22 protein-coding genes and 3 pseudogenes are annotated in these 23,783 nt (G+C 40.5%); 14 read left to right on the top strand and 11 right to left on the bottom strand.

The window, feature by feature from the left end:
- Positions 1-33: 33 nt before the first annotated feature.
- Positions 34-2,238: an OsmC domain/YcaO domain-containing protein gene (locus tag F986_RS06610; protein WP_004693339.1), complete on the bottom strand. Its 2,205-nt coding sequence runs from the start codon at positions 2,236-2,238 to the stop codon at positions 34-36.
- A gap of 282 nt (positions 2,239-2,520) precedes the next feature.
- Positions 2,521-3,453 (bottom strand): helix-turn-helix transcriptional regulator, encoded by a 933-nt coding sequence (locus tag F986_RS06605; protein WP_004693336.1) that lies wholly within the window; start codon positions 3,451-3,453, stop codon positions 2,521-2,523.
- 169 nt (positions 3,454-3,622) lie between these two features.
- Here F986_RS06605 and F986_RS06600 point away from each other — a divergent pair, with 169 nt between their 5' ends.
- The 7 genes and pseudogenes from F986_RS06600 (at position 3,623) to F986_RS06570 (ending at position 11,553) form a co-directional block, all read left to right on the top strand.
- Complete coding sequence (locus tag F986_RS06600) at positions 3,623-4,819, top strand: alkane 1-monooxygenase (protein ID WP_004693335.1); 1,197 nt, start codon at positions 3,623-3,625, stop codon at positions 4,817-4,819.
- Between the two features lie 167 nt (positions 4,820-4,986).
- Positions 4,987-5,454 (top strand): Cys-tRNA(Pro) deacylase, encoded by a 468-nt coding sequence (gene ybaK / locus F986_RS06595; RefSeq protein WP_004693333.1) that lies wholly within the window; start codon positions 4,987-4,989, stop codon positions 5,452-5,454.
- A gap of 388 nt (positions 5,455-5,842) precedes the next feature.
- Positions 5,843-6,338 (top strand): annotated as a pseudogene (locus F986_RS06590) (GNAT family N-acetyltransferase); the annotation flags it as partial.
- Entirely contained in the window at positions 6,335-6,715 is a 381-nt protein-coding gene (locus F986_RS06585; protein WP_004693329.1) for a hypothetical protein, read from the top strand. The pseudogene F986_RS06590 and the gene F986_RS06585, both read left to right, overlap by 4 nt.
- The gene (locus tag F986_RS06580; protein WP_004693326.1) at positions 6,703-7,962 is read left to right on the top strand and encodes an MFS transporter; all 1,260 of its coding nucleotides are present in this window, start codon (positions 6,703-6,705) and stop codon (positions 7,960-7,962) included. The genes F986_RS06585 and F986_RS06580 overlap by 13 nt, the downstream gene beginning before the upstream one ends.
- Positions 7,963-7,977: 15 nt before the next feature.
- On the top strand, positions 7,978-10,251 hold the full coding sequence (locus F986_RS06575) for a TonB-dependent receptor (RefSeq protein ID WP_004693323.1): 2,274 nt from the start codon (positions 7,978-7,980) through the stop codon (positions 10,249-10,251).
- Between the two features lie 75 nt (positions 10,252-10,326).
- Entirely contained in the window at positions 10,327-11,553 is a 1,227-nt protein-coding gene (locus F986_RS06570; RefSeq protein WP_004693322.1) for an MFS transporter, read from the top strand.
- A 19-nt stretch (positions 11,554-11,572) separates the two neighbouring features.
- Here the strand turns inward: F986_RS06570 and F986_RS06565 are convergent, their stop codons facing one another.
- Both F986_RS06565 and F986_RS06560 read right to left on the bottom strand, forming a co-directional pair.
- Positions 11,573-12,274 (bottom strand): LrgB family protein, encoded by a 702-nt coding sequence (locus F986_RS06565; RefSeq protein WP_004693320.1) that lies wholly within the window; start codon positions 12,272-12,274, stop codon positions 11,573-11,575.
- Positions 12,275-12,283: 9 nt separating this feature from the next.
- Positions 12,284-12,700, bottom strand: a complete 417-nt coding sequence (locus F986_RS06560) for a CidA/LrgA family protein (protein ID WP_004693317.1) — start codon at positions 12,698-12,700, stop codon at positions 12,284-12,286.
- 100 nt (positions 12,701-12,800) lie between these two features.
- Here F986_RS06560 and F986_RS06555 point away from each other — a divergent pair, with 100 nt between their 5' ends.
- The 3 genes from F986_RS06555 to F986_RS06545 all read left to right on the top strand — a co-directional run bounded on the left by F986_RS06555 (position 12,801) and on the right by F986_RS06545 (position 16,669).
- Positions 12,801-13,700 (top strand): LysR family transcriptional regulator, encoded by a 900-nt coding sequence (locus tag F986_RS06555; protein ID WP_004693316.1) that lies wholly within the window; start codon positions 12,801-12,803, stop codon positions 13,698-13,700.
- 205 nt (positions 13,701-13,905) lie between these two features.
- Complete coding sequence (gene mtlD / locus F986_RS06550) at positions 13,906-16,047, top strand: bifunctional mannitol-1-phosphate dehydrogenase/phosphatase (protein ID WP_004693315.1); 2,142 nt, start codon at positions 13,906-13,908, stop codon at positions 16,045-16,047.
- 133 nt (positions 16,048-16,180) lie between these two features.
- A complete protein-coding gene (locus tag F986_RS06545; protein ID WP_017397083.1) occupies positions 16,181-16,669 on the top strand; it encodes a winged helix-turn-helix transcriptional regulator in 489 nt (162 codons plus the stop codon).
- A 2-nt stretch (positions 16,670-16,671) separates the two neighbouring features.
- Here F986_RS06545 and F986_RS06540 read toward each other — a convergent pair whose 3' ends face one another.
- From F986_RS06540 to tusD, 4 genes are read right to left on the bottom strand one after another with little or no spacing between them, the layout of a single operon-like run.
- Positions 16,672-16,983, bottom strand: a complete 312-nt coding sequence (locus F986_RS06540; RefSeq protein ID WP_004693313.1) for a TusE/DsrC/DsvC family sulfur relay protein — start codon at positions 16,981-16,983, stop codon at positions 16,672-16,674.
- Between the two features lie 14 nt (positions 16,984-16,997).
- A complete protein-coding gene (locus F986_RS06535) occupies positions 16,998-17,279 on the bottom strand; it encodes a DsrH/TusB family sulfur metabolism protein (protein WP_004693312.1) in 282 nt (93 codons plus the stop codon).
- A gap of 10 nt (positions 17,280-17,289) precedes the next feature.
- On the bottom strand, positions 17,290-17,640 hold the full coding sequence (locus F986_RS06530) for a hypothetical protein (protein ID WP_004693311.1): 351 nt from the start codon (positions 17,638-17,640) through the stop codon (positions 17,290-17,292).
- Positions 17,641-17,684: 44 nt separating this feature from the next.
- Complete coding sequence (tusD, locus tag F986_RS06525) at positions 17,685-18,053, bottom strand: sulfurtransferase complex subunit TusD (protein ID WP_004693308.1); 369 nt, start codon at positions 18,051-18,053, stop codon at positions 17,685-17,687.
- 71 nt (positions 18,054-18,124) lie between these two features.
- Here tusD and F986_RS06520 point away from each other — a divergent pair, with 71 nt between their 5' ends.
- From F986_RS06520 to F986_RS17795, 4 genes and pseudogenes are all read left to right on the top strand, one after another.
- Positions 18,125-19,132 carry an NAD-dependent epimerase/dehydratase family protein gene (locus tag F986_RS06520; protein ID WP_004693307.1) on the top strand — a complete coding sequence of 336 codons (1,008 nt, stop codon included), beginning with the start codon at positions 18,125-18,127 and terminating at the stop codon, positions 19,130-19,132.
- A gap of 111 nt (positions 19,133-19,243) precedes the next feature.
- On the top strand, positions 19,244-20,638 hold the full coding sequence (gene fumC / locus F986_RS06515) for a class II fumarate hydratase (RefSeq protein WP_004693304.1): 1,395 nt from the start codon (positions 19,244-19,246) through the stop codon (positions 20,636-20,638).
- A 106-nt stretch (positions 20,639-20,744) separates the two neighbouring features.
- Complete coding sequence (locus F986_RS06510; protein WP_004693302.1) at positions 20,745-21,236, top strand: hypothetical protein; 492 nt, start codon at positions 20,745-20,747, stop codon at positions 21,234-21,236.
- A 187-nt stretch (positions 21,237-21,423) separates the two neighbouring features.
- Positions 21,424-21,696: pseudogene (locus tag F986_RS17795) on the top strand (nitroreductase family protein); the annotation flags it as partial.
- Here F986_RS17795 and F986_RS06505 read toward each other — a convergent pair.
- From F986_RS06505 to F986_RS06490, 3 genes and pseudogenes are all read right to left on the bottom strand, one after another.
- Positions 21,696-22,768, bottom strand: a pseudogene (locus F986_RS06505) (IS3-like element ISAba21 family transposase); the annotation flags it as partial. The pseudogenes F986_RS17795 and F986_RS06505 overlap by 1 nt on opposite strands.
- Positions 22,769-22,831: 63 nt before the next feature.
- Entirely contained in the window at positions 22,832-23,032 is a 201-nt protein-coding gene (locus tag F986_RS06495) for a helix-turn-helix domain-containing protein (protein ID WP_100222799.1), read from the bottom strand.
- 169 nt (positions 23,033-23,201) lie between these two features.
- Positions 23,202-23,627: a hypothetical protein gene (locus F986_RS06490; protein ID WP_004693287.1), complete on the bottom strand. Its 426-nt coding sequence runs from the start codon at positions 23,625-23,627 to the stop codon at positions 23,202-23,204.
- Between the last annotated feature and the right edge of the window lie 156 nt (positions 23,628-23,783).

Below are 23,783 nucleotides of genomic sequence, written 5' to 3'. Positions count from 1 at the left end.
AACCCAAAAGTATTTGGGTTGTTTCTTTTTATTTTAAGGTTTTAGTCCAACAGCCTTGGCACGTGCAGCGTGTAACTTTTTATAACTATCGATTAAACGTAAGTGACGGTCTAAGCCTTCAAGCTTCATACTGGTTTCTGTTAAACCATAGAAACGAATGCGACCTTCAACTGTGCCTATTACCGCATCCATACGTTCATCACCGAACATACGGCGGAAGTTGGTTTCATATTCTTCCAGTTCCATGTCGTCATCCAACATCACTTCGAGCACGACATTCATGCACTGGTAGAACAGACCACGTTCAACGGTATTGGTGTTGTATTGTAAGAATGCTTCAACCAAATCTTTCGCTTCCTCGAACTGCTCTAATGCAAGATAGATGAGTAGTTTGAGTTCAAGCAGAGTCAATTGACCCCATTCGGTATTGTCATCAAACTCAATCCCGATCAAAGTCTTGATTTCAGTATAGTCGTCTAGTTCACATTCTTCTAAACGTTCAACCAGAGCTTCAAGCTGTTCGTCGCCTAAACGGTGTAAGTTGAGGATGTCTTCACGGTAAAGCAGCGCTTTGTTGGTGTTATCCCAAACCAAGTCTTCAACCAAGTAAATTTCTGAGTAACCCGGTACCAAGATACGGCACGCCGTTGCGCCTAAATGTTGGTAAATGGCCATATAGACTTCTTTGCCCATATTTTCCAAAATACCGAACAGTGCATCAGCCTCATCAGCATTTGAGTTTTGGCCTTGATTGGTAAAGTCCCACTCGACAAAGTCATAGTCCGATTTGGCACTAAAGAAGCGCCATGACACCACACCACTTGAGTCAATGAAGTGCTCAACAAAGTTATTGGGTTCAGTGACCGCATTTGAGCTAAATGTTGGGCGAGGTAAGTCGTTCAGACCTTCAAAGCTACGGCCTTGAAGTAGCTCAGTTAAGCTGCGCTCAAGCGCAACTTCAAAGCTTGGGTGTGCACCGAAAGAGGCGAATACACCACCTGTACGTGGGTTCATTAACGTCACACACATCACAGGGTATTGACCACCTAGAGAGGCATCTTTCACCAATACAGGGAAACCTTGCTCTTCTAAACCTTGGATGCCCGCTAAAATACTTGGGTATTTCGCTAAAATCTCTTGTGGTACATCTGGCAGGGTCAGTTCACCTTCCAAAATTTCACGTTTTACGGCACGCTCAAAAATTTCAGATAAACACTGTACTTGTGCTTCAGCTAAGGTGTTTCCTGCACTCATGCCGTTACTAAGGTATAAGTTTTCAATCAAGTTTGATGGGAAGTAAACCACTTCCGCATCAGACTGGCGAACAAAAGGTAAAGAGCAAATACCACGCTCAGTTTTCCCTGAGTTTGTGTCGTATAAATGCGTACCTAACAGTTCTTCTTCAGGGTCATAAATTTCAAGGGTATACTCATCCAGTACACCTTCAGGCATTTCACCATTTGGACCTGGCATGAACCATTTTTCATCTGGATAATGCACAAACTCGGCATTGGCAATGTCTTCACCCCAGAACTGGTCGTTATAGAAGAAGTTACAGTTCAGACGTTCAATGAACTCACCCAGCGCAGAAGCTAATGCACTTTCTTTGCTTGACCCTTTACCGTTGGTAAAACACATTGGCGATTGAGCATCACGAATATGTAAAGACCATACATTCGGCACAATGTTACGCCAAGAGGCAATCTCAATTTTCATGCCTAGACCAGCCAAAATACCTGACATATTGGCAATAGTTTCTTCTAATGGCAGGTCTTTACCTGCAATAATGGTGCTGGTTTCAGAAGCAAGGCTTGGAATAAGTAGGGCTTGAGCATCAGCATCAATGCTTTCGACTTCTTCAATAATAAACTCAGGGCCTGTTTGAATCACTTTTTTAACCGTACAACGGTCGATAGAGCGCAAAATACCTTGGCGATCTTTTTCTGAAATGTCTGCTGGGAGCTCAACTTGAATTTTGAAGATTTGTTTATAACGGTTTTCAGGGTCAACAATGTTGTTTTGTGACAAGCGAATGTTGTCGGTTGGAATGTCACGAGCTAAACAATACACTTTGACAAAATAAGCTGCACAAAGCGCAGAAGATGCTAAAAAGTAGTCAAATGGACCGGGTGCAGAGCCATCACCTTTGTAGCGAATCGGTTGATCGGCAATGACTGTAAAATCATCGAACTTCGCTTCTTGGCGAAGATTATCGAGATAATTAACCTTGATTTCCATGCTGGCACCTAAATTTTCTTATATGTCAGCATGGACATATAAGAGATAAAATATTGAAAAATAAGCCGAATCACGGATGAAAACTGGACTTAAAAAAGTGTGGCTAGAGCGAAAAAGAACAAACAAGCAGTGGTTTGAAGCCATCTCTAGCAAGGATGCGGGATATTATAGTGTGATTTTCACAAGATGCTAATCTTTGTCTGCAAGTTCAGGGTATTTATCTCGACGGACAAAGACATAAGCAAAGTGAAGACTGCTATTAAACCATTACGGACGAGCATTTTAAGTTGGGTTTTGATTATTTCTATATTGGCTTGGGCTCATTTGATACTGTCGTTTAAAGCTTTGGCTAAAAGCCGTTTCTGAGTTGTATCCGACCCTATGTGCTATTTGCTGAATGCTACCTTGTCCATTACGCAGGTATTGGGCGGCTAAACGCAGACGGTGTTGTTGCAAATAAGCCAAAGGGCTAGTGCCTAAAATTTGGCTAAACAATGTGGCAAATTTAGAACGTGACATACAACACTGTTCTGCAAGGGACTCAACGGTCCAAGGCTGTGCGGGTTCCGCATGAATTTTTGCAAGTGCATTGGAGAGTTCAGGATGAGACAAAGCACTCAGCCAATTGTTCGAGTCTTGCAGCGCATCAATATAATCACGCACACATTCAATTAATAAAATACTCACCAAATGATCCAAAATTTTGTCACGACCCGGGCGTATGCGTTGGACTTCTAGAGCGAGAAACTGCAGCCCAATTTGCAACCATTCAGGAACCGTGCTGAGATCTTTGTGTTGAAGGTGAATAAACGCGGGTAAGGCCTGTACCAACGGACGCGCCATAATAGGGTCCATATGTGCATGTAAGGCCAAGATCACGGTTTTTTGTTGTGTCGCATCACTGCCAAAAGAGACTTCTTTGTGTTGGTTTTGGGCAAATAAGTCAGAAATATCGAATACTTCCAATAGTTGGTCGGTGGTTGAGGATCGACACTCATGACTTGGACCCGAAGGGAGTAAGATCAAGTCTCCGACTTCAGCAACAATAATTTGTTTAGAATCTAAACAAATGGTGAATTTTCCTTGAAGTACTGCATAGGCCATCATGGTGGATTGTTCGGTATAGCGAAAAGCCCACTCACCATGCGGTTTAAGGTAGAGGTACTCAGATTGGTTGAGGTGTATATCTTCAAAAATTTTACTTAAAGCATCCATACTTTACGATTTCTAGTCTTTATTTCTTAGGCTTAATATTTGATTTAGGGTCAATTTAAGTCATTTCAGGCCAAGGACGATTACGCTGTTTTCTTGGACGTTAGCAACTGTTTTTTATGTCCCATTTCTAGAAATATAAAGGCATAACAAAAAAATTGGAAGAATGGTAATGAATGCATCAGTGAAAATGACGAATCCTAGCGTGGTCGTCAAAAATGCAGCAGGGATCGATAAAAAGCGTTTTGGCTGGCTGTTGAGTCCTGGGCTTCCTGTGATTGGCATGGGCATTTTAGCGGGCTATCATTTTGGCCCGAAACCCACCAAGAAAATCTTCGCTTTGGGTGGGCCGCTGTTACTGCATGTGATTATTCCTGCGGTAGATGGTCTGGTCGGTGCGGATGAAAACAACCCTTCAGATGATGAAATTAAGGTCTTGGTAAATGACCCGTACTATGACCGTATTGTGAAATTGTTCATTCCGCTACAAATTGCAGCCAATTTGTTTGCAGGTTATGTGGTGACTCGCCAAAATGTATCGATGCTCGACCAAATATTATTGGGTGTTTCCATGGGGGCAATTAATGGAGTAGCAGTGAATACAGCACATGAGCTGTGTCACCGTCCTAAAAAAGCAGATCATTATTGGTCACACATGACTTTAGCGCCGTTGGTCTACAACCATTTCCGCATTGAGCACCCTTATGGGCATCATAAACGTGCTGCGACGCCAGAAGATCCTGCTTCATCGAAAATGGGGGAGACTTTTTATGAGTTTTGGCCACGCACCGTTTTCGGTGGGTTGAAGTCGGCTGTTGAAATTGAACATAAGCGCCTAAAACGAAAAGGTCTGTCTTTCTTCTCCAAAGAAAATGAACTGTTTCATGGGTGGGCAATGAGTACTGGTTTTCATGCAGCCATGTTGAAATTGTTTGGTAAAAAAGTGACGCCATATCTGGTGACACAAGCATTTTATGGCGTGAGTCTGTTTGAAATTATTAATTATATTGAACACTATGGTTTAAAGCGTAGCCAAAAAGAAGATGGCAGCTATGCGCGAACCATGCCAGAACACAGCTGGAATAATAACAACATTGTGACTAACTTATTCTTATACCAGTTACAACGCCATTCAGATCATCATGCCTATCCAACCCGCCCATTTCAGGCCTTAAGACATTTTGATGAAGCCCCTGAGCTACCGAGTGGTTATGCCACCATGTTAATTCCAGCGTTAATTCCAAAGCTGTGGTTTAAAATGATGGATCAACGAGTGTTCGACCACTACGAAGGTGATTTGACCAAAGCCAATATTTTGCCAAAGCGCCGTGCTCAAATCTTTAAGAAATTTGGATTAAGTGCTGACTAAATTGTGATATTTCAGCGATAACAAGCTGCATACATAGTTGACATCGAACTTACAGTCATTGATTCGTTGAGTGCCTGTAAGTTCGATGCTCATGATAGGCGTACCGCTAAACTTTCTTTTTGAATAGGCATATAATGCCGAGTATGTAGTGAAAATATTGAACAGAAATGACACCTGCAACCAAACTTTTAAAAGCCAATAAAATCGATTTTTCTATTCATGAATATGAACATGATGCTAATGCAAAAAGCTTCGGGCTCGAAGCCGCAGAAAAATTAAATCTACGTGTCGAAGAGGTGTTTAAAACACTGTTGGTGACCGACGAAAAAAACTATTTTGTTGCGATTCTTCCTGTACACCATCAGTTAAATTTGAAAAAAGTTGCACAGGCAGTGGGGGCAAAAAAACTAAAAATGTCCGACCCTAAAGATGCAGAACGACTGACCGGTTATTTGGTCGGTGGGATTAGTCCTGTTGGACAGAAAAAAAGGTTAAAAACCGTGATTGACCAAAGCGCAGTACAGTTGGAAAAACTCTATGTCAGTGGGGGGAAGCGCGGCTTAGATATCGGGTTAAAACCGCAGGATTTAGCAAAAGTACTTTCAGCCACTTTCGCAGATGTACTGGATCAATAAAGAACAGTGACGTCTTCGCTGCTTTATCTATATTAATTTAGTCTTGAGTTCTTTTTAGTATTAATTTGAGCACAAATGAAAGCCCATTCAGGTGACTGAATGGGCTTTTCCTTATGAAATATAGGGAAATTTTATAGTTCGAATCAATTATAAATTCATAAACTATCATTTAAAGCTATGGTGTAATTTCGTATAGGCTTTATTAGAAAAACTGATTAAATTTTTTAAAAGTATTAAAAAACAATAATATATGTTGGTGTGGTGAGTATATTTTCAAAAGTAAACAAAATTGCAAGGATAAATGATAATAATTACCATTAACATACTTTCTGTAGCGTTGGTCAACGTGAACATCTTTAAGAAACATAATTACATGAAATGAGCTTGGAATAAGTCTGAAGTTGATCTCGCGGTGTATTTTGAAAAAATGCTGGCCGATGACCATCATCGTTTGTTGATCGTTGGGGTGGATGGACAGGATGTGGGTTATACCGAAATCTATGAAGGTAAGCGTGACCGTCTAGGACGTTATTACGATGGTGATGATTTAGACCTTGGGTGGCACTTACTATTTGGTGAAAAGTCGGCTTTTGGTAAAGGCTACTTGCGTCCAGTAATGCGGCTATTAGGTTTTTATATTTTTTGAAAATGCACCTTCCGACAAAATTGTCGGGGAGCCTGACCATACGGTTAAACCCTATGCAGCAGTGGTCGAAGAAATGTGCTATGAGGCGCAGCGCTTGATCCCGATGCCTGAAAAAACGGCCATGTTGTATTACTGCTTTAAACAAAAATTCTATGAAAAATTTGGAGGGTATTTAACTAATTCAAATGCATTTATGCAAAACCATAACCCACTCAATAGGACTGAGGAACTTACATGAGCTATAGCTCAGAACATATACAAATCATGGATATGCGCTTTTCAGCGCATGTTACTGTCGCCGAATTTGAACAATGGCTCAGTCAAGTCGAACGTTTTTTCTTAAAAAAACAGAACTTTGTTTTGGTCATGCAAACCGAAGTCGGTACGGAATTTCCTGAGGAATACCGTCAACTGCAAGCGGTTTGGTACAAAAAATACAAACAACTTTTTTTTCAATATTGCTTGGGTCTGGTTCGAATTGCACAAGACCCAACCGATCAACAACGACTGAATACACCTTCACTGCATGCTGCATGGCGGGTGCCTTACTACGTCACACTTGATCATTCTGATGCACTGCAATGGGCAGTGCAGAGGTGGATATGCAAAACCTAAATACACAAAGAGCAACACGCCAAATCTCAGCTTTGAGCTTAGCCGTTATCATTGTTTTATATCTGGCACATGCCTTGCCTTTGTATTTTTACAATGTGGCATTGCCCGCTATTTTGCGACATCAGGGGGTAGATTTACGTTGGATTGGAATGCTGTCGCTGCTTTATATTCCATGGGCGTTTAAGTTTTTATGGGCACCACTCATCGACCGGCTTTATATCAAAAAGTTAGGTAAACGAAAAACATGGTTGCTCTTTACACAAGTAGCACTGGTACTTGGAGTATTGGCCTTGGCCTTTACCCAGTTCTCTTACGGGCTGGTGGTGTTTGTTGTGATTGGTTTGTGGATTTCAAGCTTTGCGGCGACCCAAGACATTGCCATAGATGGTTATACCGTAGAAACTTTTTCAGCGTCTGATTACCGCCTAGGCAGTATGGCTCAGAGTATAGGAGTCGCTTTGGGGAGTATGTTGGGTGGTGCAGCGACATTATGGCTATACCAGTACTATGGCTGGGAAAGTGCATTGGTATGTTTAGCACTTATGACCGCTTTAACGATGTTTGCTGTTTTTTATATTCAAGAAAATACAAACGAACAGACAAATATTGCCAAACAAGCTCCAAGCTTAGTCCGTGCTTTTAAACGCCCTGAAATTTTATCTGCCTTGGCACTGATCCTGTGTTATCGCGTGGTAGAAGCACCGGCAATGGCGATGCTCAATCCAATGTTGATTGACCAAAAATGGACGCTTGCCCAAATTGGGCTACTGATGTCTGTGATTGGAGCAGGTGTTGGTTTGTTGGCTGCTGTGAGTGCCGCATTTTTATTGAAAAAAATTCAGGCTACACAGTTGCTCATTTGGGTGGGGTGGTGTCGAACGGCGTTGTATGGGGTGATTGGTGCAGCCATTATTTTGGGCTGGTTAAACCAGTGGCATTTGCTCTTGGGGGGATTTGTCATTGTCATGCTTGCGATTCGTTATGTCGCGATGACTTCGTTATATGCCTATTTCATGCAAAGCAGTTCCAAAGAACAGGCAGGCACTGATTTCACTATTTTAGTGTGCTTTGAGCTACTGGTTTATTTCATCGGGGGAGCTACATCGGGCTTTTTAGCCAAATCACTTGGCTATGGCAATTTTTATGTGGTGTTGGCGGTTGCGTCTGTAGTCAGTGTACTACTGAGCCAATACATCATTGCACGTCATCAAAAAACTCAACAAAAACTGTTGAATCAAGAAATTTAATAAAAGGACAAAGAAATGAACCGTTTTATGTTACCTATGCAGTTGACTTGTTTAACACTGGCTGTATGTACACAGTTATATGCTCAAGATAACGTTCTAACAAATTCAGCAAGTCAGACAAGCGGTGTTGAAGCCCAACAAAAAGAAACCACACAACTTGCACCGATTGTGGTGACAGCAACCCGCTCTGCAAAGAGTATTGCAGACATTGCGGGCACCGTTTATAGCATTGATCAAGCTGAAATTGAAAAACAGGCCAATGCAGGTCGTTCAACTGCTGACATTATTGGCTTTTTAATTCCTTCATTGACACCAAGTTCAGGTACAACCAGTAACTATGGGATGACCATGCGTGGTCGTGCAGTGCAATACATGATTGACGGAGTACCTCAGACAGGTTCTCGTGATAGCTCACGTCAGTTGAATAGCATCAGCCCAAATTCGATTGAACGTATCGAAGTGGTATCTGGTGCAAGTAGTATCTATGGTGCAGGTGCGACAGGCGGTATTATCAATATCATTACCAAAAAAGGTAGTGATGATGCACTGAGCTTTGAATCTAAACTCGGTGTGACGTCGGGTGATAATATCCGTAGCGATGCTATGGCATATGAAGCATTCCAATCGGTTGCCTTTAATCAAGGTGATGTGAGTGGTTATTTGGGTGCGAGTTATAACAAACGTGGCGAATTTCAAGATAGTCACGGTGAGCGTATAGGACCTGAAGTTGCACAGACTGATCGTCAAGACACAGAAACTGTCGATGTGAATGGTCGTCTGAGTTGGCAGTTTACTGACAATCAAAAACTAAGCTTTGGTGCGCAATATTATAATGATGAGCAAGATAGTGAGTATGGTCCTGATTATGGTACAGGCTTAGCCGTCCTATTTGGCGCGGAGCCGACTTTAAATGCTGTAAAAGGTTTAGATCTCGATACTCAGCCAAGAACCAAACGTTCGAACTTTAATCTGCAATATGAGCATCAAGATTTATTAGGGCATATATTAAATGCGGAAGCTTATTATCGCTCAGAAACAGGGCGTTTTTATCCAAGTGCAAATTATTTAGCACATTCTGCAATTCCAAGTGGTGGTACATATATCGTAACGCAATCTGAAACTGATATTGATGTATGGGGCGCTCGACTTGCTTTACAAAAAGCCTTTGATCTTGGTAGCCGTAGTCTAAACCTAACTTATGGTGTGGATTATGATTTTGAGCAAGGTTCTCAGACTGCACAACAATATAATCTTGGAACCTTTATGGCGAGTAATGGTTTGACACTCGATCCACAAAATGAATATGCCTTTGGTCCAGATGTTGATACGTCGAAATTTGGTCTTTTCTTACAAACACAATTCGATGTTACGGATCACTTAAATCTACAAGCTGGCATTCGTCATGAGCGTATTGATAGTGAAGTTCAGGACTCGATTCCTTACAGTGAAGCGATGGTTGCAGATGCTATTCCAACATATACACCAGTTGCTTTAAATGGTGGTACGATCAAACATGATGCAACATTATTTAATCTTGGTGCTGTATATCATTTGACGGATGCTCAACAAGTTTTCGCAAACTTTTCTCAGGGCTCAAGTCTACCAGACATTCAACGTATGCTTCGTGATGTACCCGCAAATTTTACTGTGAATAGTCAAACTATTGATCCAATTAAAGTCAATAACTATGAGCTGGGATGGCGTGTACAAGCTGAAAACGGTTTAAATGCAAGTGTCACCACTTTCTATAATGACTCAGATAAAAGTTTAAAGTTTGGCCGTCCCAACTACACGATTGAAGTACTAGATACCGATGAGCGCGTTTATGGGGTTGAAGGAAATATATCCTATCGACTACAACCGAATTGGACAGTGGGTGGAACCATGGCTTATACCCGCGGACAGTTTAAAAATACCGCAGGAAAGTGGCAAGAGCTAGACGCAATTCGTGTTGCACCACTAAAAGGCACGGCATTTTCTGAGTGGCAGTTTAACAACGATATGAGCCTGCGCGTTCAATCTCTTGCTATCGGTGGTACAGATAAAGCCAAAAAAGATGCGGTAAAGTATGGTTCAACGCTTCCTGCTGAAATCAAAGGTTTCGCAACAATGGACGTTATAGCCAATGCCAAAGCAGGTCCTGGTACTGTGGGCTTTGGTGTGTATAACGTATGGAATGCAGACTATAAAACTGTATTTAGTCAGGCTGTCGCACCAACCTATGGCGCCATTTCAAGCTTAGCAGCTCAAGGTCGAACCTATGGTCTGAGCTATACATTAAAATATTAATTGCACAACCAGAGGTAGCTTTCAGCTACCTCTTTGCTTTGTAATCTCGCTTTAAGAAATGGTTTAAATAATAAAATGAATAGCAATAACAAAATCTTTATTGCAGGCAGCCTTGCCAATGGCGCTTGTTTTTCGATGATTTTACCTTTACTTGCACCGTTTATTCGGCAACTGGGGCTGACGGAACTGCAAGGTGGAGCATTGGTTTCGGCTGGTGCTTTGGTGATGGCCATTTCAGCTATTTATATTTCTAAACAAACTCAAAAATTCAGCATTTATCAATTGTTAAGTATCGGTTTTATCGGTATGGCAATCACTTGGGGCTTATTTGCGGCGGTACTCAGCTATGGACTGAGTTATGCCATTTCATTTGCTGTTTTGTTTAGCTTACTGATATTGACCCGTGCCAGTACTGGCTTTTTTATGGCGATGCCACAAATTGCGCTGCAAAGTTATGTTATGACGGCTTTTCAAAGTGAGCAGGAACGTAGTCAGAATATGGCGAAGTTTGGCGCGCTGAACAGTTTAGGCGTGGTGATAGGTCCTTTAGCGACGACATTATTGCTGACATGGAGCATGTTGACACCGTTATGGGGCGCAGTGGCTATTCTAACGGGTATGGCGGCTTGGATTGTACTAGGCTTTCAAGGGAAGCAAGCATCACAGACACAAGAACGGGATGAAACCACAGCTAAATTACAAGACGTGCCTACAGAAAAGCTGCAATGGTCAAAGTTAGGGATTTGGTTATTGTTGGGCTTTAGCTTATATGTCGCTATTGTCACCCTAAATTTAACTGCGGGTTTTTATATCCAAGATCGATTCCATTTCGACACGTATCAGAGTGCAGTGTATTTTTCTCAGTGTTCATTGATTGTGGGGATAGCGCTCGTTTTGATGCAATTGGCGATTTCAAAATGTTTTAAATGGTCAATTAAACAATTGCTTTGGGTCGGTCTTGTGACGATGGTTTTAGGTTTATTACTTTCACTGAGTGCCAGCCAGATTTGGACTTTCCAAGCAGCTTATATTTTTTATGGTATCGCCGTGGCCTGCTTAATTCCAGCTTTTACCACGGGGGCAGCCCAAACCGCACCAACCACGCTACAAACTAAAATTGCCAGTTTATGCACGGCTACGCAAGCACTGAGTTTCGTTTTTGCACCTTTACTAAGTACAGGCTTATATCAGTGGAATCAACATTTACCCTATTATTTTTTATTGGTATTGATGATGGCGCTGATGTTGTACTTCAGCTTTAAACACATACAAACCAACAAGGATCTCAGTAGTGTGGTATGAGATTCTTTATCGAGAATGTTTAACCAAGAAGATAAACGACAGCGTGAATTAAACTTGGGCCAAACAGCACCATGAAAATACCGGCCAAAACCATACTGAGGCAGGCCGCGACACCTTCTTCTTTATGACGTTTGAACGCAGTACTGGTACCAAAACCATGTGCGGCACTACCCAAGGATGCACCTTGAGCAAATTTAGAATCCAATTTTAGAACAAGTAATACGGTGTTGGCCAAGAGTCCACCAACGATCCCCGTAATCACAGTGAATAAAATCACCAGCTCGACTGAGCCTCCGACGGCTTGAGTGACTTCCATGGCAAAAGGGGTAGAGATAGAGCGGCTCATCAAACTATAACTGGTTGCGGCATCGAAATGGAACAACCGTGCCAAGTAAAAAGAGCTGACTACGCCAACCAGCATACCCACGATAATGCCCAAAGCAATCGAAAAAGCATGCTGTTGAATGACTTTGCGATATTCATAGATCGGGATGGCAAATGCGACCGTTGCAGGACCTAACATCCAGACTAACCATTTGCTGTAGTACATATAGTTGTCATACTGAATGTTGAAAAACACCAGACATAAAATAATCAGACAGGGAATAAAAACCGCTGGTGAGAGCAATACATACGGGTGTTTCTGATAAAACTTTTTACCCCAAAGATAGGCCAGTACCGTTCCGATAAAACAGATCAAGGCAACGAAATGAATATGCATGATGGTTCCTTAAATGTGACTTTTCAACTGCTGTGACTGCTTGGGCTTTTTTTGAAACTTGGCTTCAAGCTTAAAGCCCAAGAAAACACAGTATGCAGTGCAGGTCATCACGCAAATGGTCCCAAGGACAATAGATAAAACGAGTTGCCAACCTTGGGTAAGAAAAAGATGTTTATATTTGATTAAGCCAATAATACAAGGAATAAAAAACAACAACAGTTCAGCTAAAAGTAAATCCGAACCTGACTTAATCCAGTCCAGCTTAAATAGACCCGCTAACAGAGAAATAAGTAAAAGCGTTAGACCCACTACCCCACCTGATATCGGTAAAGACAGGGCGACTTGTATCAGCGTTCCGATATACCAAATCCCAATCAGCAAACCTACTTGAAGAGTAGAACGATAAGGCAATTTGAACGAACGCATTGGAAGGCCACAGAGTATAAGTTGTTGGTGTTATTTTAAGTTTGACCTGATCGTGTAATTATGAATAATAAAATAATAATTATGCTTAATTGGAATAATTTTGGATTTTAAAGCGCTAAAAATATTTGTGCAACTGGTGAAAAGTCACAGTTTTAGTCTTGCTGCGGAGGAACTATCTGTGACTCAACCCACTATTAGTAAATCTTTAAAACAATTAGAAGACGAGATAGGACTGCCTCTATTTCATAAAGGTGAAGCAGGGCGAAAGCGAGAAGTCAAACTGACCTATATGGGAGAACAAGTCTATCTGCATGCCCTGCAGATTTTGCAGCAGGAGCAACAGATCTTTGAAGCAGCAGACCAAATTCGTGGGTTGAAACAAGGTGTGTTGAGATTGGGTTTGCCACCTTTAGGCTCAGTATTGTTGAGTTCCTTAATCGTTAAATTTCACAAATTGTATCCCAACATTGAATTGAACTTTTTAGAAGTCGGTGCGACAGGCATTGAAGAAGCCATTTTGGCCAAAAAAATCGACGTTGGGATTTTATTGGGCGAGTTAAAACCCAGCATTCAAGGCATTCAAATTATCGATTCACCGTTGTGTTTGCTTTCCAACTACGATTCACAGTGGAGAAAGCGCGATGTGGTGCAGTTTGCTGAACTTAAAGAAGAATCCTTTTTACTGTATGCAGACACCTTTACTTTAAATCATGTGATTCTAGATGCTGCGATGGCGGCTGGTTTTGAACCCAAAGTGTTATGCAAAAGTAGCCAGTGGGACTTTATTGCCAAAATGGTCGAGTCAGGTGTCGGCATTGCTTTATTGCCGCAAATTTATTGTGAGCAGTTAGATCGCGCAAAATTCAGTGTCAGTTTAGTGGAACAACCCAGCTTACGTTGGAACTTAAATATGGCATGGAATTCAACCGTAGTGATGAATCCTGCAACTCGTGCATGGTTATCGATCATTGATGAATATAAAGATCAAATTCATTTTTAGATATTTCATCTTCAGACACGCTTTATTAAAAAATAAGCAATATGTTTACATTCTGATTACTTAAAATTACTTAAAGTTTACAAAAAAATGTCTAAATACCAATTTATTGATTAATAAGTAAACAAAAATGTTTCATAAAATCAGATCAAAGTCTCTGTGTCCGATTTTTGTATAGTCTAAGTGCAAACATAAAAACGGAGGCTAAATGTTTAAATTTAAGAATGATATTGTGCATGGTGCGCTTTTTGACATGGATGGAACAATGTTTGATACCGAGCGTTTACGGTTTCAAACCTTGAAACAGGCATCCAAAGAGCTAATTGGGGTCGAGTTTTCAGATGCCTACCTTATGGCATGTTTAGGCTTAAGCGCTCGAAGTGCGGAAGCCTTGGCGCAAAAGCAATATGGACAGGAAGTTCCCTATGCAGAGATTCGTAAGCGAGCAGATGAATTAGAATTAGAAACAGTGCGCCAATATGGTGTGCCGATTAAAAAAGGTTTGGTACAAGTTCTAGAACGCTTACGTAAAGCAGGATTACGTATGGCCGTGGCGACTTCTAGCCGAAGAGCGATTGCTGAAGAGTATTTAATCAATGCCAATGTTTATAAGTTTTTTGATGTTTTGGTCTGTGGTGATGAGGTTGAAAAGGGGAAACCACATCCTGAAATTTTTTTAAGTGCAGCGCAAAAACTGAACCTTGAACCTGCGCAGTGTTTTATGTTTGAAGACTCTGAAAATGGTATTCGCTCGGCATATGATGCTGGGGGTATCTGTGTACTGTTCAAAGATATTAAAGAACCCAATGCAAGCATGTTGGCACATGCCAATTATTATTTTGAAAATATGTATGACTATCTAACGGAATTAGATATCTATAGCTCACATCTGGAAATGCCCAATTTACAAGAAAGCTTTCCTCAAACTTTAAATCAACTGACCGTGGGTATTCATGGATTTGGTGCCATCGGCGGGGGTTATATCGCACAAATCTTGTCACACTGGGATGGTTATACGCGTCCTAAAAAAATCTATGCATCTACCCGAAACAGTTTATACCGTTCAGCTGTAAACGCTTTTGGGGCGTATTGTATTCGCTATGGGCAAGTGTCTTATGATGAACGCATTGAAAATATGCATATTATTGATGCTGAAGACTTACAGCAGATGCATGCCATGTACGTCGAGTCGAGTTTAATTGCGATTTGTTTAGCTGAAAATGCATTAGCCAGTGAAGCTGCAACCATTGCACAGGGCCTCTATGCACGCTATCTGGCGCAAGATGAGCAAGTTCAAACTCCACTGACGCTGTTAATTATCTTAAATAAAATTGGTGCTAAGCAGTTGGTTCTAGAGCAAGTGCGTAAAGCATTGGTGGAGTTAACAGACCATGCTGTAGCTGACTTTATTTTAGAGCAACACTATTTCTGCGATACGGTCGTGAACCGTATGGTGTCTAAGCTGAGCGATAAAAATCTATATCGTCAACTGTGTATTAAATACAATATTTTTAAGCAATATCAACTTGATGACGAGAGTAATCAAATTGAGGTTGAAGATGTCAGTAAACTCAGTGCAGAACAAGAGCGCCGTGCCAGTGAATATGTAGAAGATTTAAGACAAAATTTCCAACCGAGTCATATTTTACAACATATGGATTTAATTCTTTTCAATGCTGAAATGGATATGCCGATCTATGTGGAAAACAAAAGTCCCTTACTCAGTAAAATGCGTCAAATGATCTTGGTAGATCAAATTTCAGATATTCAGCTCATTAAAAACCGCTTATGGAATGGCGTACATGCCATGACTGCGTGGTATGCCAGCCTACTCGGGCATCAGACCATTGGTGTAGCGATGGGCGACCCGCGAGTGCAGTACTATGTTGAAAAACTGCTTGCAGAAGTGATGCAAGGTCTGGCGCATTATCTGCCAAAACGCAAAAATGATTTAACGCGTTTAGCGCGAAGTTTTGATCAATCTTGCCAGTATGCCTATAAAGATCCATGTAGTCGGGTTGGGCGTGATCCATTGCGTAAGCTGAGCGCATTTGAACGTGTATTTTCATCGGTCGTATACAATGTTTCACATGGATTTTCTTTTGAAGCGCTATTAAGTGGTGCGATCTTTGGCTATTTGTATTTGATGGAAGAAGAGGAACAGCCCATAGATGTATTGTTAGGGCATCTGAAGCAGCAACTTCAACAGATGAACCTGTCAAAAGCACACAAAAAGGCGCTGTATTATGTCATTCAAAAACGTCTCAATGAATATCAAAATGGTGAGTTGGGAATGGAAGACTTTATGATCCCTGACCAGCCTCAAAATACTGAAATGAGCTGTGCTTAGGTCTTCATGAAGTTCAGATGTCTTTGAGCTGTCTAAAATGTTAAAAGGCCATAAGAAAAGCTGAGTAAAAAGAGCTTTTCTTATGGTCTTAAATCTTTTAACGTTAGATTTAAGAGAGACTTGGTTTTTTACAATGAAATGGGATGAGATCGGGGAACAACCGTGTTCAATTGCACGAACGCTGTCGGTGATTGGCGATCGGTGGACGATGTTGATTTTACGAAATGCATTCTTGGGTGCACGCCGTTTTGAAAGTTTTCAACAAAATTTAGGTGTCACTCGTCATGTGCTTTCTGAGCGTTTAAAGCGTTTGGTTGAACATGATATTTTGGAGAAAAGACCCTATACAGATCGCCAAGAGCGCTTTGAATATTGTCTGACTGAAAAAGGTTTGGCTTTATACCCAGTGCTGATGTCCATGGCAACATGGGCCGATCAATGGATGGACGAGGGCTTAGGTCGTCCCGTGCAATTTATCCATAAAACCTGCGGGCATAGCATTCAGCCACATTTGGTTTGTAACGAATGTGGTGATGCCATACATGCCAAAGACATCAAAGCGATACCGACACAGGTTTATGTCGATACTTTTGCTGTTCAATCAGACGTTAAACAAGCTTAAGTTTATAAACAGTTTGCAGGTTTTGGCACGCCTGCCAAACGGCTCAGATGGCGCGCTACAAGCCCAGTATTAAACTTTTCTTGCAGTATGGCATTATTGATGTCTGCACTGACTGTTTTCATTAAAAACTTAATCAGCGGACGTGTTGCAGGTGAGTGTCCAAACTGTTGGTAAAACTGACGTACTGCCATGAGGATTTCAAAGTGCCAATCAGTCAATTCAAGCTCTAAAGATTTTGCTAACGCTTTTGCAACCTCTTGATTCCAAATGGTGTAATCGACTAAATGACCATCTTGGTCTAATTCTAAATTCATCTAAACACTCAAAATTATTTTAAACAGATACAACGACTATGGCTTAAGCATAGCTCAGCAAACCTAGCATAGCTGATGGTTTCTAGGTTACTTGGATGGACAGCAGCAATATTTTCAGCATCCTGTTCAAGCACAAATATACAAGGCAACTGCTGAATAAAAGTATGCTCTATATACAGGGCTGCATCTCCCATTAAAACCACATCATCCCCTGATTGATACAGGTTTTGTAATTTACTCAGCGCTAGCTCCGTCGCGGAAAATGGAGACTGCACAAGATAAAGTGTTTTGCTCATAGCTGTCTCCTTACCAATACAAGACATGGTCAAACAGCTGTATTAAATTGGCATTGAGTTCAACATATTCAATTTCTTGCTCTGTTTGTTGAACAAAAGCAGAAGCTTGATTCTTAGTTTCAATCCAAATTGGGCTTAGGTCATAAAACTCAAAGCTATCAACCATGTTTGAAGCCAGTTTAAAAGCATGCTTTAAGGGTTCAAAGGATTGAGCATTGTTTAATAAACTGAGTGCAGCATCTTGTAATAAGACTTTGACTTCACAGCCAAAAGTCGCAAGAACCATCGTTGCAGACAGGCTTTCATGTACCTGCAAAGAGTTCAAATTGGCTTGGGTTAAAATAACCAGTACAGATTTCACACAATATACCTTTTAAAAGCAACAAATTCTTGAAAAATTAGCACTTAGAATTGAATTAAGCGCTCTGCAGACTGAACGGCATCGGCCAGTTCCCCTAGGCCGACCAAGTCAAAACCTGTAGCAAGATTATGCTGTGCTAACTGATGACGCTGTGCATTTTCGGCATCGGTAATTCCTCGGGCCAAAGCTGCACTTACACAAACGGGTAGGCGAATGGCGAGTTTTTGCCACTCAGAACATAGATTCCGTTGGTCGTCAGGGACCCATTGCAGGGCATTGGCAACTTGAACAGCATCTTGGTAGAAAAACACTCGAAAGGGTTCATTTTTCGCTTGCAATGCTTGTGCTAAACCTAAAGCATGCCATGCATGAATTGAACTCGGTGCGGAGGTAATTAGTAATAAAGTACTCATCAAACTTCACTAGAGGAATGTCCAAACTTTTCTTGGTACATTCGGACTTCATAATAAAAAGGTAGTATACAATGATTTTAGTGACTGGTGGTTTAGGCTTTATAGGCTCTCATATTGCTTTGAGCTTTATGGCGCATGGGCAAGAGGTCATTATTGTAGACAATTTATCCAATGCGAACTTACAAACCCTTGAACGATTAGAATTTATTAGTGGCATGTACGTGCCTTTTGTCAAAATTGATATACGAAATACGCCTGCTTTAAACAAAGTTTTTGAGCAGTATTCCATCGATGCGGTGGTGCATGCAGCAAGTTTTAAATCGCTTGAAGAATCAGTACTGAAGCCTTTGGAATACTATAATGACAATGTCAGTTGTATCATGAGTTTACTGCGTGCCATGCAGCGCACAGGTGTCCGAACTTTGGTTCATCTTTCAAGTCTTGCCGTCTATGGTGAATCCAGCCTATATTTAGAAGAAGATTTAGAGCTGAATTACGGCTATCCAAACCCGTATATCAAGTCGCAGCAAATGGTCGAAGAAATTATTCGGGATACAGCAAAAACGGATAATGAATGGAAAATTGCAATTTTAAGAATGGGCAATGTTGCTGGTGCATTTGAAAATGCGATGCTCGGAGAACTGTTCCCGCCTTTACCGAAAAATATTATTCCACTGTTGATGCAAGTCGCTGCAAAACAGCGTGATCACATTGAACTCAGAAAAAGTCCACAAACCACAGATCATACCGTAGAGCGTAGTTTTTTACATATCCTCGATGCCTGTGATGCGATTGCGGCTTCGCTGCAATGGTTAAGTACTCAACAGTTTGCTTGTGAAGCCTTTAATATCGCAGGTCAAAGTGTATCGATACAGCAGTTGGTTGAAAAAGTTGAAAATGTAACACAAAGTGATATTGCTACAGTCGATGTTGTGGATTCGCATATCGTGGAATTAGATCAGGTCGCAGCAGAGTGTAGTAAAGCGAAAAACGTTTTACACTGGCAAGCGAAACGCAGTTTAGAACAAACCCTTGAAGATGGATGGCGTTTCTACCAACAAAGTTTAGATGGCCGTTAATTAATTTACTGATAACAATTATCATTTACATATTTTTGCTTAATCATTAAGATAAGGAAAACAAGCGCAAAATAATCATTTTGCAATTCACTTAAAAAGGAAGAGGTTAAAATGCAAACACGTATTGAACATGACACGATGGGCGAAGTTGAAGTACCGAGCGAAGCACTTTGGGGTGCTCAAACTCAGCGTAGTTTGCAAAACTTTAAAATTGGCAGTGAACGTTTACCACGACCAATGATTCGTGCCATGGGCTTGGTGAAAAAAGCAGCAGCACAGACCAATGCTGAACTTAACCAAATTCCACAAGAATTGGCGCAATACATCGTCGGTGCTGCGGATGAAGTGATTGCAGGGCAGTGGGATAGTCAGTTTCCTTTGGTGGTATGGCAAACTGGTTCAGGCACACAAAGCAACATGAACTGTAATGAAGTGATTGCCAATATCGCCAATCAGAAACTCGGGAATCCTTTAGGCGCACAAAAACCTGTACACCCGAATGATCACGTGAATCGTGCTCAGTCGACCAATGACTCGTTCCCAACGGCGATTCATGTCGCAGCAAGCATTCAGATCAATGAATTACTGATTCCTGCGGTGACACAGCTTCGACATACTTTAGAGGCAAAGTCTCAAGCATTTGCTGACATCGTCAAAATTGGCCGAACTCATTTACAAGATGCGACACCCTTAACCTTAGGCCAAGAATTTAGCGGTTATGTTTCTCAGCTCGATCACGGCTTAAAGCGTTTACAACAAGCACTTTCAGGTTTGTATGAACTACCTTTAGGTGGAACAGCTGTAGGAACAGGACTGAACGCTCATCCTGATTATGCAGAAAAATCAGCGGAGCAACTGGCACAGTTGACTGGACTGCCTTTTGTGACTGCACCAAATAAATTTGAAGCATTGGCTGGGCGTGATGCAGCAGTGTTTGCCTCAGGTGCATTAAAAACGTTTGCGGTAAGCTTGAACAAAATTGCCAATGACATTCGCTGGTTGGCAAGTGGCCCACGTTGTGGTTTTGGCGAGTTACGTATTCCAGAAAATGAGCCAGGCTCAAGTATTATGCCAGGGAAAGTGAACCCGACTCAAAGTGAAGCGATGACTATGGTGGTGGCTCAAGTCTTAGGCAATGACACCACGATTAATGTTGCGGGTGCATCGGGTAACTTTGAGTTGAATGTATTCATGCCAGTGATTGCGTTTAATTTGTTGCAGTCGATTCAGCTTTTGGGTGACGCATGTAATAGCTTCAATGATCACTGCGCAGTGGGTATTGAACCGAACCGTGAAAAAATTGACCACTTTTTACATGACTCATTGATGTTAGTTACGGCTTTAAATCCTGTGATTGGCTATGAAAATGCAGCAAAAGTTGCCAAAACAGCTTATAAAGAAGGCAAAACACTAAAACAAGTGGCTGTAGAGTTGAACTTGGTCACGGCTGAGCAGTTTGATGAAGTGGTGCGTCCAGAGCAAATGATTTCACCAAATGTAAAATAAACTTTCTTCAATTGCTTAATGAAAGAGCAAATGAACATCAGCGGTTTTTATCTTTGGGCGAAGTCGGTACAATGGTCGACTAGAGATAAACTGCTGATGAGTTCCCATGCTTGATATTTATTTGACAGATGTTCAGAAAAACGTGCAATTTAACGATTATCCGGGTGAGCATCCTGTTAAATTTGTTTTAAATTTCAAAAAGATTTTCCCAAGTGTTATGGAGTTATTACTTCCTGTTCTACCTGAAAATGAAAATCTTGAAGAAATGACATGGGAATCAACCACGACTGACTTCGAACTTTTCAAGCTGTTATTGAGTGGTTGGGGCGTGATTGAGTTACGCTTAAACGCGATCAAACAGTTTAAAGATAAAGATTTTGCAGATGCTCTAGTGAAACGTGCACAACAAAAGCGCAAAGACTTTGCAAAAGCACAGCAACAGTTGAAAACGGTTGAACTCGATTATTTATTTATGCATGAAATACATGCATTGATCGATGCAGAACTAGTTGAATTGGGTGAAAAATTCTATTTACCTGTGCTACGTGACTTATGGAAAAATAAAATTCCAACTCAAGTCTTAGAAGCCAAATTTTAAGTTATTCAAAAAATCCTCCAAATGGAGGATTTTTTATATGGATAGCAGAACTATGTATTTGTGGTAAACACAAAGCATTTAAACTACATCTAAAGCACTAAATTTTATTATTTGGTCAAATATTGGAATTAATATTGCTTGATACATTGGGTCATTATTCACACTATAGCCGTAAGGATTTTATAATATGTCAAATCAGTTCATCGACTTAATCACAAAGCGTCGTACCATTTATGCCATTGGTAAAAAGGTCGAACACAGCCCTGAATTTTTAACTGATTTGATTCAAACTGCCATTAAACAAAGCCCATCATCGTTCAATTCACAGTCATCTCGGGCGGTGATTTTGTTTAATACGCAACATGAAAAGTTCTGGACTTTTGTGGCTGAAAAACTGAAGTCTTATGCTAAGGATGAAGAAAGCGCGGCTAAAACAACTGCAAAAATGGCCAGTTTTGCAATGTATTTTGTAATATCTGCTTTAGCTTCATCTCTGGTTTTATAGTTGCAATGATGCACTAATTCATTCTTGAGTATGCCCCAGAAACTTTCAATCGGTGCATTATCGTAACAGTCCCCACGTTTGCTCATTGAACCTTGAAAATCACATTTTTCCAGTATCTTTCGATATTCATGGCTGCAATATTGGCTGCCTCTGTCCGAATGAACAATTAAGCCTTTCGTTGGTTTTTGATTACGAATCGCCATAGTCAGTGCATTGCAAACAAGTTGTGCGGTCATACGCTCATTTAAGCTATAGCCAACCACTTGTTTCGTGTACAGGTCTTTTACTGCTGCCAAGTATAACCAACCTTCAGCAGTCCAAATGTATGTAATATCGCTTGACCATGCAAGATTGGGCTTAGTCATTGAAAACTGTTGCTCTAGTAAATTTGCGTAGATCGCTCGATTATGATCACTCTTCGTAGTTCTTTTGAAACGCTTATGACGCTTACAATACAGCTGGTTGAGCTTTTTTATTTGACGTACAGCATACGTACTGATTTTGATACCTTGCGCTTGTAAATGCTTAGTTAATCGAATATAGCCATAGCTTTGTTTAGTTTCCTCATGAGCTATTTTGACCAAAATTGTCTGTTGATTTCGCTGAACCAATCTTTTATTCATGCCTCGTTTTAGCCAATCATAAAATCGTGACACTGAAACGTGAAGTAATCTAGCCATAAAGCTAATCGGGAATAAATGTCTTTGCTGTTTCATATAGGCGTACCTTACTGACTTTCTTTCGCAAAGTACGCTGCTGCCTTTTTTAGAAATTCACGTTCCATTTCAGCTGTTTTGAGCTGTTGTTTGAGCTTTTTATTTTCTTCGAGTAAGGCATTTAGATCAGGTGAATATTGTTTAGTGCCTGCTAAGGTGCCAGTCTTTGCTTTATTATTCCAATTTGAAAGAGTTTGCATTGAAATGCCAAGTTGTCTGGCTGTTTCCGATACATTGCCTTGATTGGCTTCAATCAATTTTATTGCTTCAACTTTAAATTCTGCGGTGTAAGTCTTCTGTTTCTTGCTCATGGTAAACTCCTGATGAGTGTCTATAGTTTACCAAGTTAAAACCTCCTGTTTTCTCAGCACACATCAGATTAAGGTATCTTCAATAACACGTGTAATACGAATTGCACTCGTTTCAGATACACCGTAACTCATACCAAGATGGAAAAATGTTCGATATTCTCTCCAATATTCTATACATAAGAGCAAGCGATCTTCCAACGGTAATTTATGCGGTCGTCCTTTACCAATATGACGAGGTAAATGCTTATTTAGCTCGGCCAACATGAGGTTAAATGTAGCCCAACTAACACCGGTAAGCCTACGAAACTTAACGTCTGATAATTTTTGAATATCTTTGAATTTCATCCAAGGATTATCTCTTGAATTAAATAATTTTGCTGATTAATTTAAGATCAAATAAATTGTACGTTTTTTGATTTATGACGGAAGTCTATTATTTAACTCCATTATTTTTAATTTTTTCTCGCCACTTTAATCCTTTCTCTGTTGGGACTGGCCAATTAAGAGAAGTTATAATTTCAATTGTATCATCAGGATATAAATGAACAACAAGGTATTTTTTATCCTTAACATCATTTTTATTTAAAATAACTTGATTCTTTGATTTATGTAATTCACCAGTTTTTGCATCTTTCCACGTAACGTCTTGTAAACCAATTTTTACGGCAGATGTATTCATAGATCCAATGGCTCCGCCAATAATATGATTATTTAATTTGACGTCATAAGTATTATAAGTTGGATTATAATTAGCTGATGTTGTACCCATATAATATGTAGCATTTGGTCCAATACCTGCACAACCTGCAGCACTAAAAACTAAGCTGATAGGTAGTAGGATTAACTTCTTTATATTCATAGTAGTTCCTTGTTTTCTTTAAAATATTTAATCTATGTAAACATATCTAATTTATATAGATTAGACTTCCGTCATAAATCAAAAAACGTACAATTTATTTGATCTTAAATTAGTCAGCAAAATTATTTAATTCAAGAGATAATCCTTGGATGAAAT

This window comes from Acinetobacter johnsonii CIP 64.6 (assembly GCF_000368045.1).
Lineage (GTDB): Bacteria > Pseudomonadota > Gammaproteobacteria > Pseudomonadales > Moraxellaceae > Acinetobacter > Acinetobacter johnsonii.
This window is presented reverse-complemented; position numbering and strand designations above follow the sequence as displayed.

Coding starts and splice junctions, on each gene's coding strand:
- F986_RS06610 (WP_004693339.1), bottom strand. CDS start 2,238: ATGGAAATCAAGGTTAATTATCTCGATAATCTTCGCCAAGAAGCGAAG.
- F986_RS06600 (WP_004693335.1), top strand. CDS start 3,623: ATGAATGCATCAGTGAAAATGACGAATCCTAGCGTGGTCGTCAAAAAT.
- tusD (WP_004693308.1), bottom strand. CDS start 18,053: ATGAGTACTTTATTACTAATTACCTCCGCACCGAGTTCAATTCATGCA.
- F986_RS06540 (WP_004693313.1), bottom strand. CDS start 16,983: ATGAATTTAGAATTAGACCAAGATGGTCATTTAGTCGATTACACCATT.
- F986_RS06605 (WP_004693336.1), bottom strand. CDS start 3,453: ATGGATGCTTTAAGTAAAATTTTTGAAGATATACACCTCAACCAATCT.
- F986_RS06565 (WP_004693320.1), bottom strand. CDS start 12,274: ATGCATATTCATTTCGTTGCCTTGATCTGTTTTATCGGAACGGTACTG.
- ybaK (WP_004693333.1), top strand. CDS start 4,987: ATGACACCTGCAACCAAACTTTTAAAAGCCAATAAAATCGATTTTTCT.
- F986_RS06520 (WP_004693307.1), top strand. CDS start 18,125: ATGATTTTAGTGACTGGTGGTTTAGGCTTTATAGGCTCTCATATTGCT.
- F986_RS06490 (WP_004693287.1), bottom strand. CDS start 23,627: ATGAATATAAAGAAGTTAATCCTACTACCTATCAGCTTAGTTTTTAGT.
- F986_RS06570 (WP_004693322.1), top strand. CDS start 10,327: ATGAATAGCAATAACAAAATCTTTATTGCAGGCAGCCTTGCCAATGGC.
- mtlD (WP_004693315.1), top strand. CDS start 13,906: ATGTTTAAATTTAAGAATGATATTGTGCATGGTGCGCTTTTTGACATG.
- F986_RS06580 (WP_004693326.1), top strand. CDS start 6,703: ATGCAAAACCTAAATACACAAAGAGCAACACGCCAAATCTCAGCTTTG.
- fumC (WP_004693304.1), top strand. CDS start 19,244: ATGCAAACACGTATTGAACATGACACGATGGGCGAAGTTGAAGTACCG.
- F986_RS06510 (WP_004693302.1), top strand. CDS start 20,745: ATGCTTGATATTTATTTGACAGATGTTCAGAAAAACGTGCAATTTAAC.
- F986_RS06560 (WP_004693317.1), bottom strand. CDS start 12,700: ATGCGTTCGTTCAAATTGCCTTATCGTTCTACTCTTCAAGTAGGTTTG.
- F986_RS06495 (WP_100222799.1), bottom strand. CDS start 23,032: ATGTTGGCCGAGCTAAATAAGCATTTACCTCGTCATATTGGTAAAGGA.
- F986_RS06585 (WP_004693329.1), top strand. CDS start 6,335: ATGAGCTATAGCTCAGAACATATACAAATCATGGATATGCGCTTTTCA.
- F986_RS06575 (WP_004693323.1), top strand. CDS start 7,978: ATGAACCGTTTTATGTTACCTATGCAGTTGACTTGTTTAACACTGGCT.
- F986_RS06545 (WP_017397083.1), top strand. CDS start 16,181: ATGAAATGGGATGAGATCGGGGAACAACCGTGTTCAATTGCACGAACG.
- F986_RS06535 (WP_004693312.1), bottom strand. CDS start 17,279: ATGAGCAAAACACTTTATCTTGTGCAGTCTCCATTTTCCGCGACGGAG.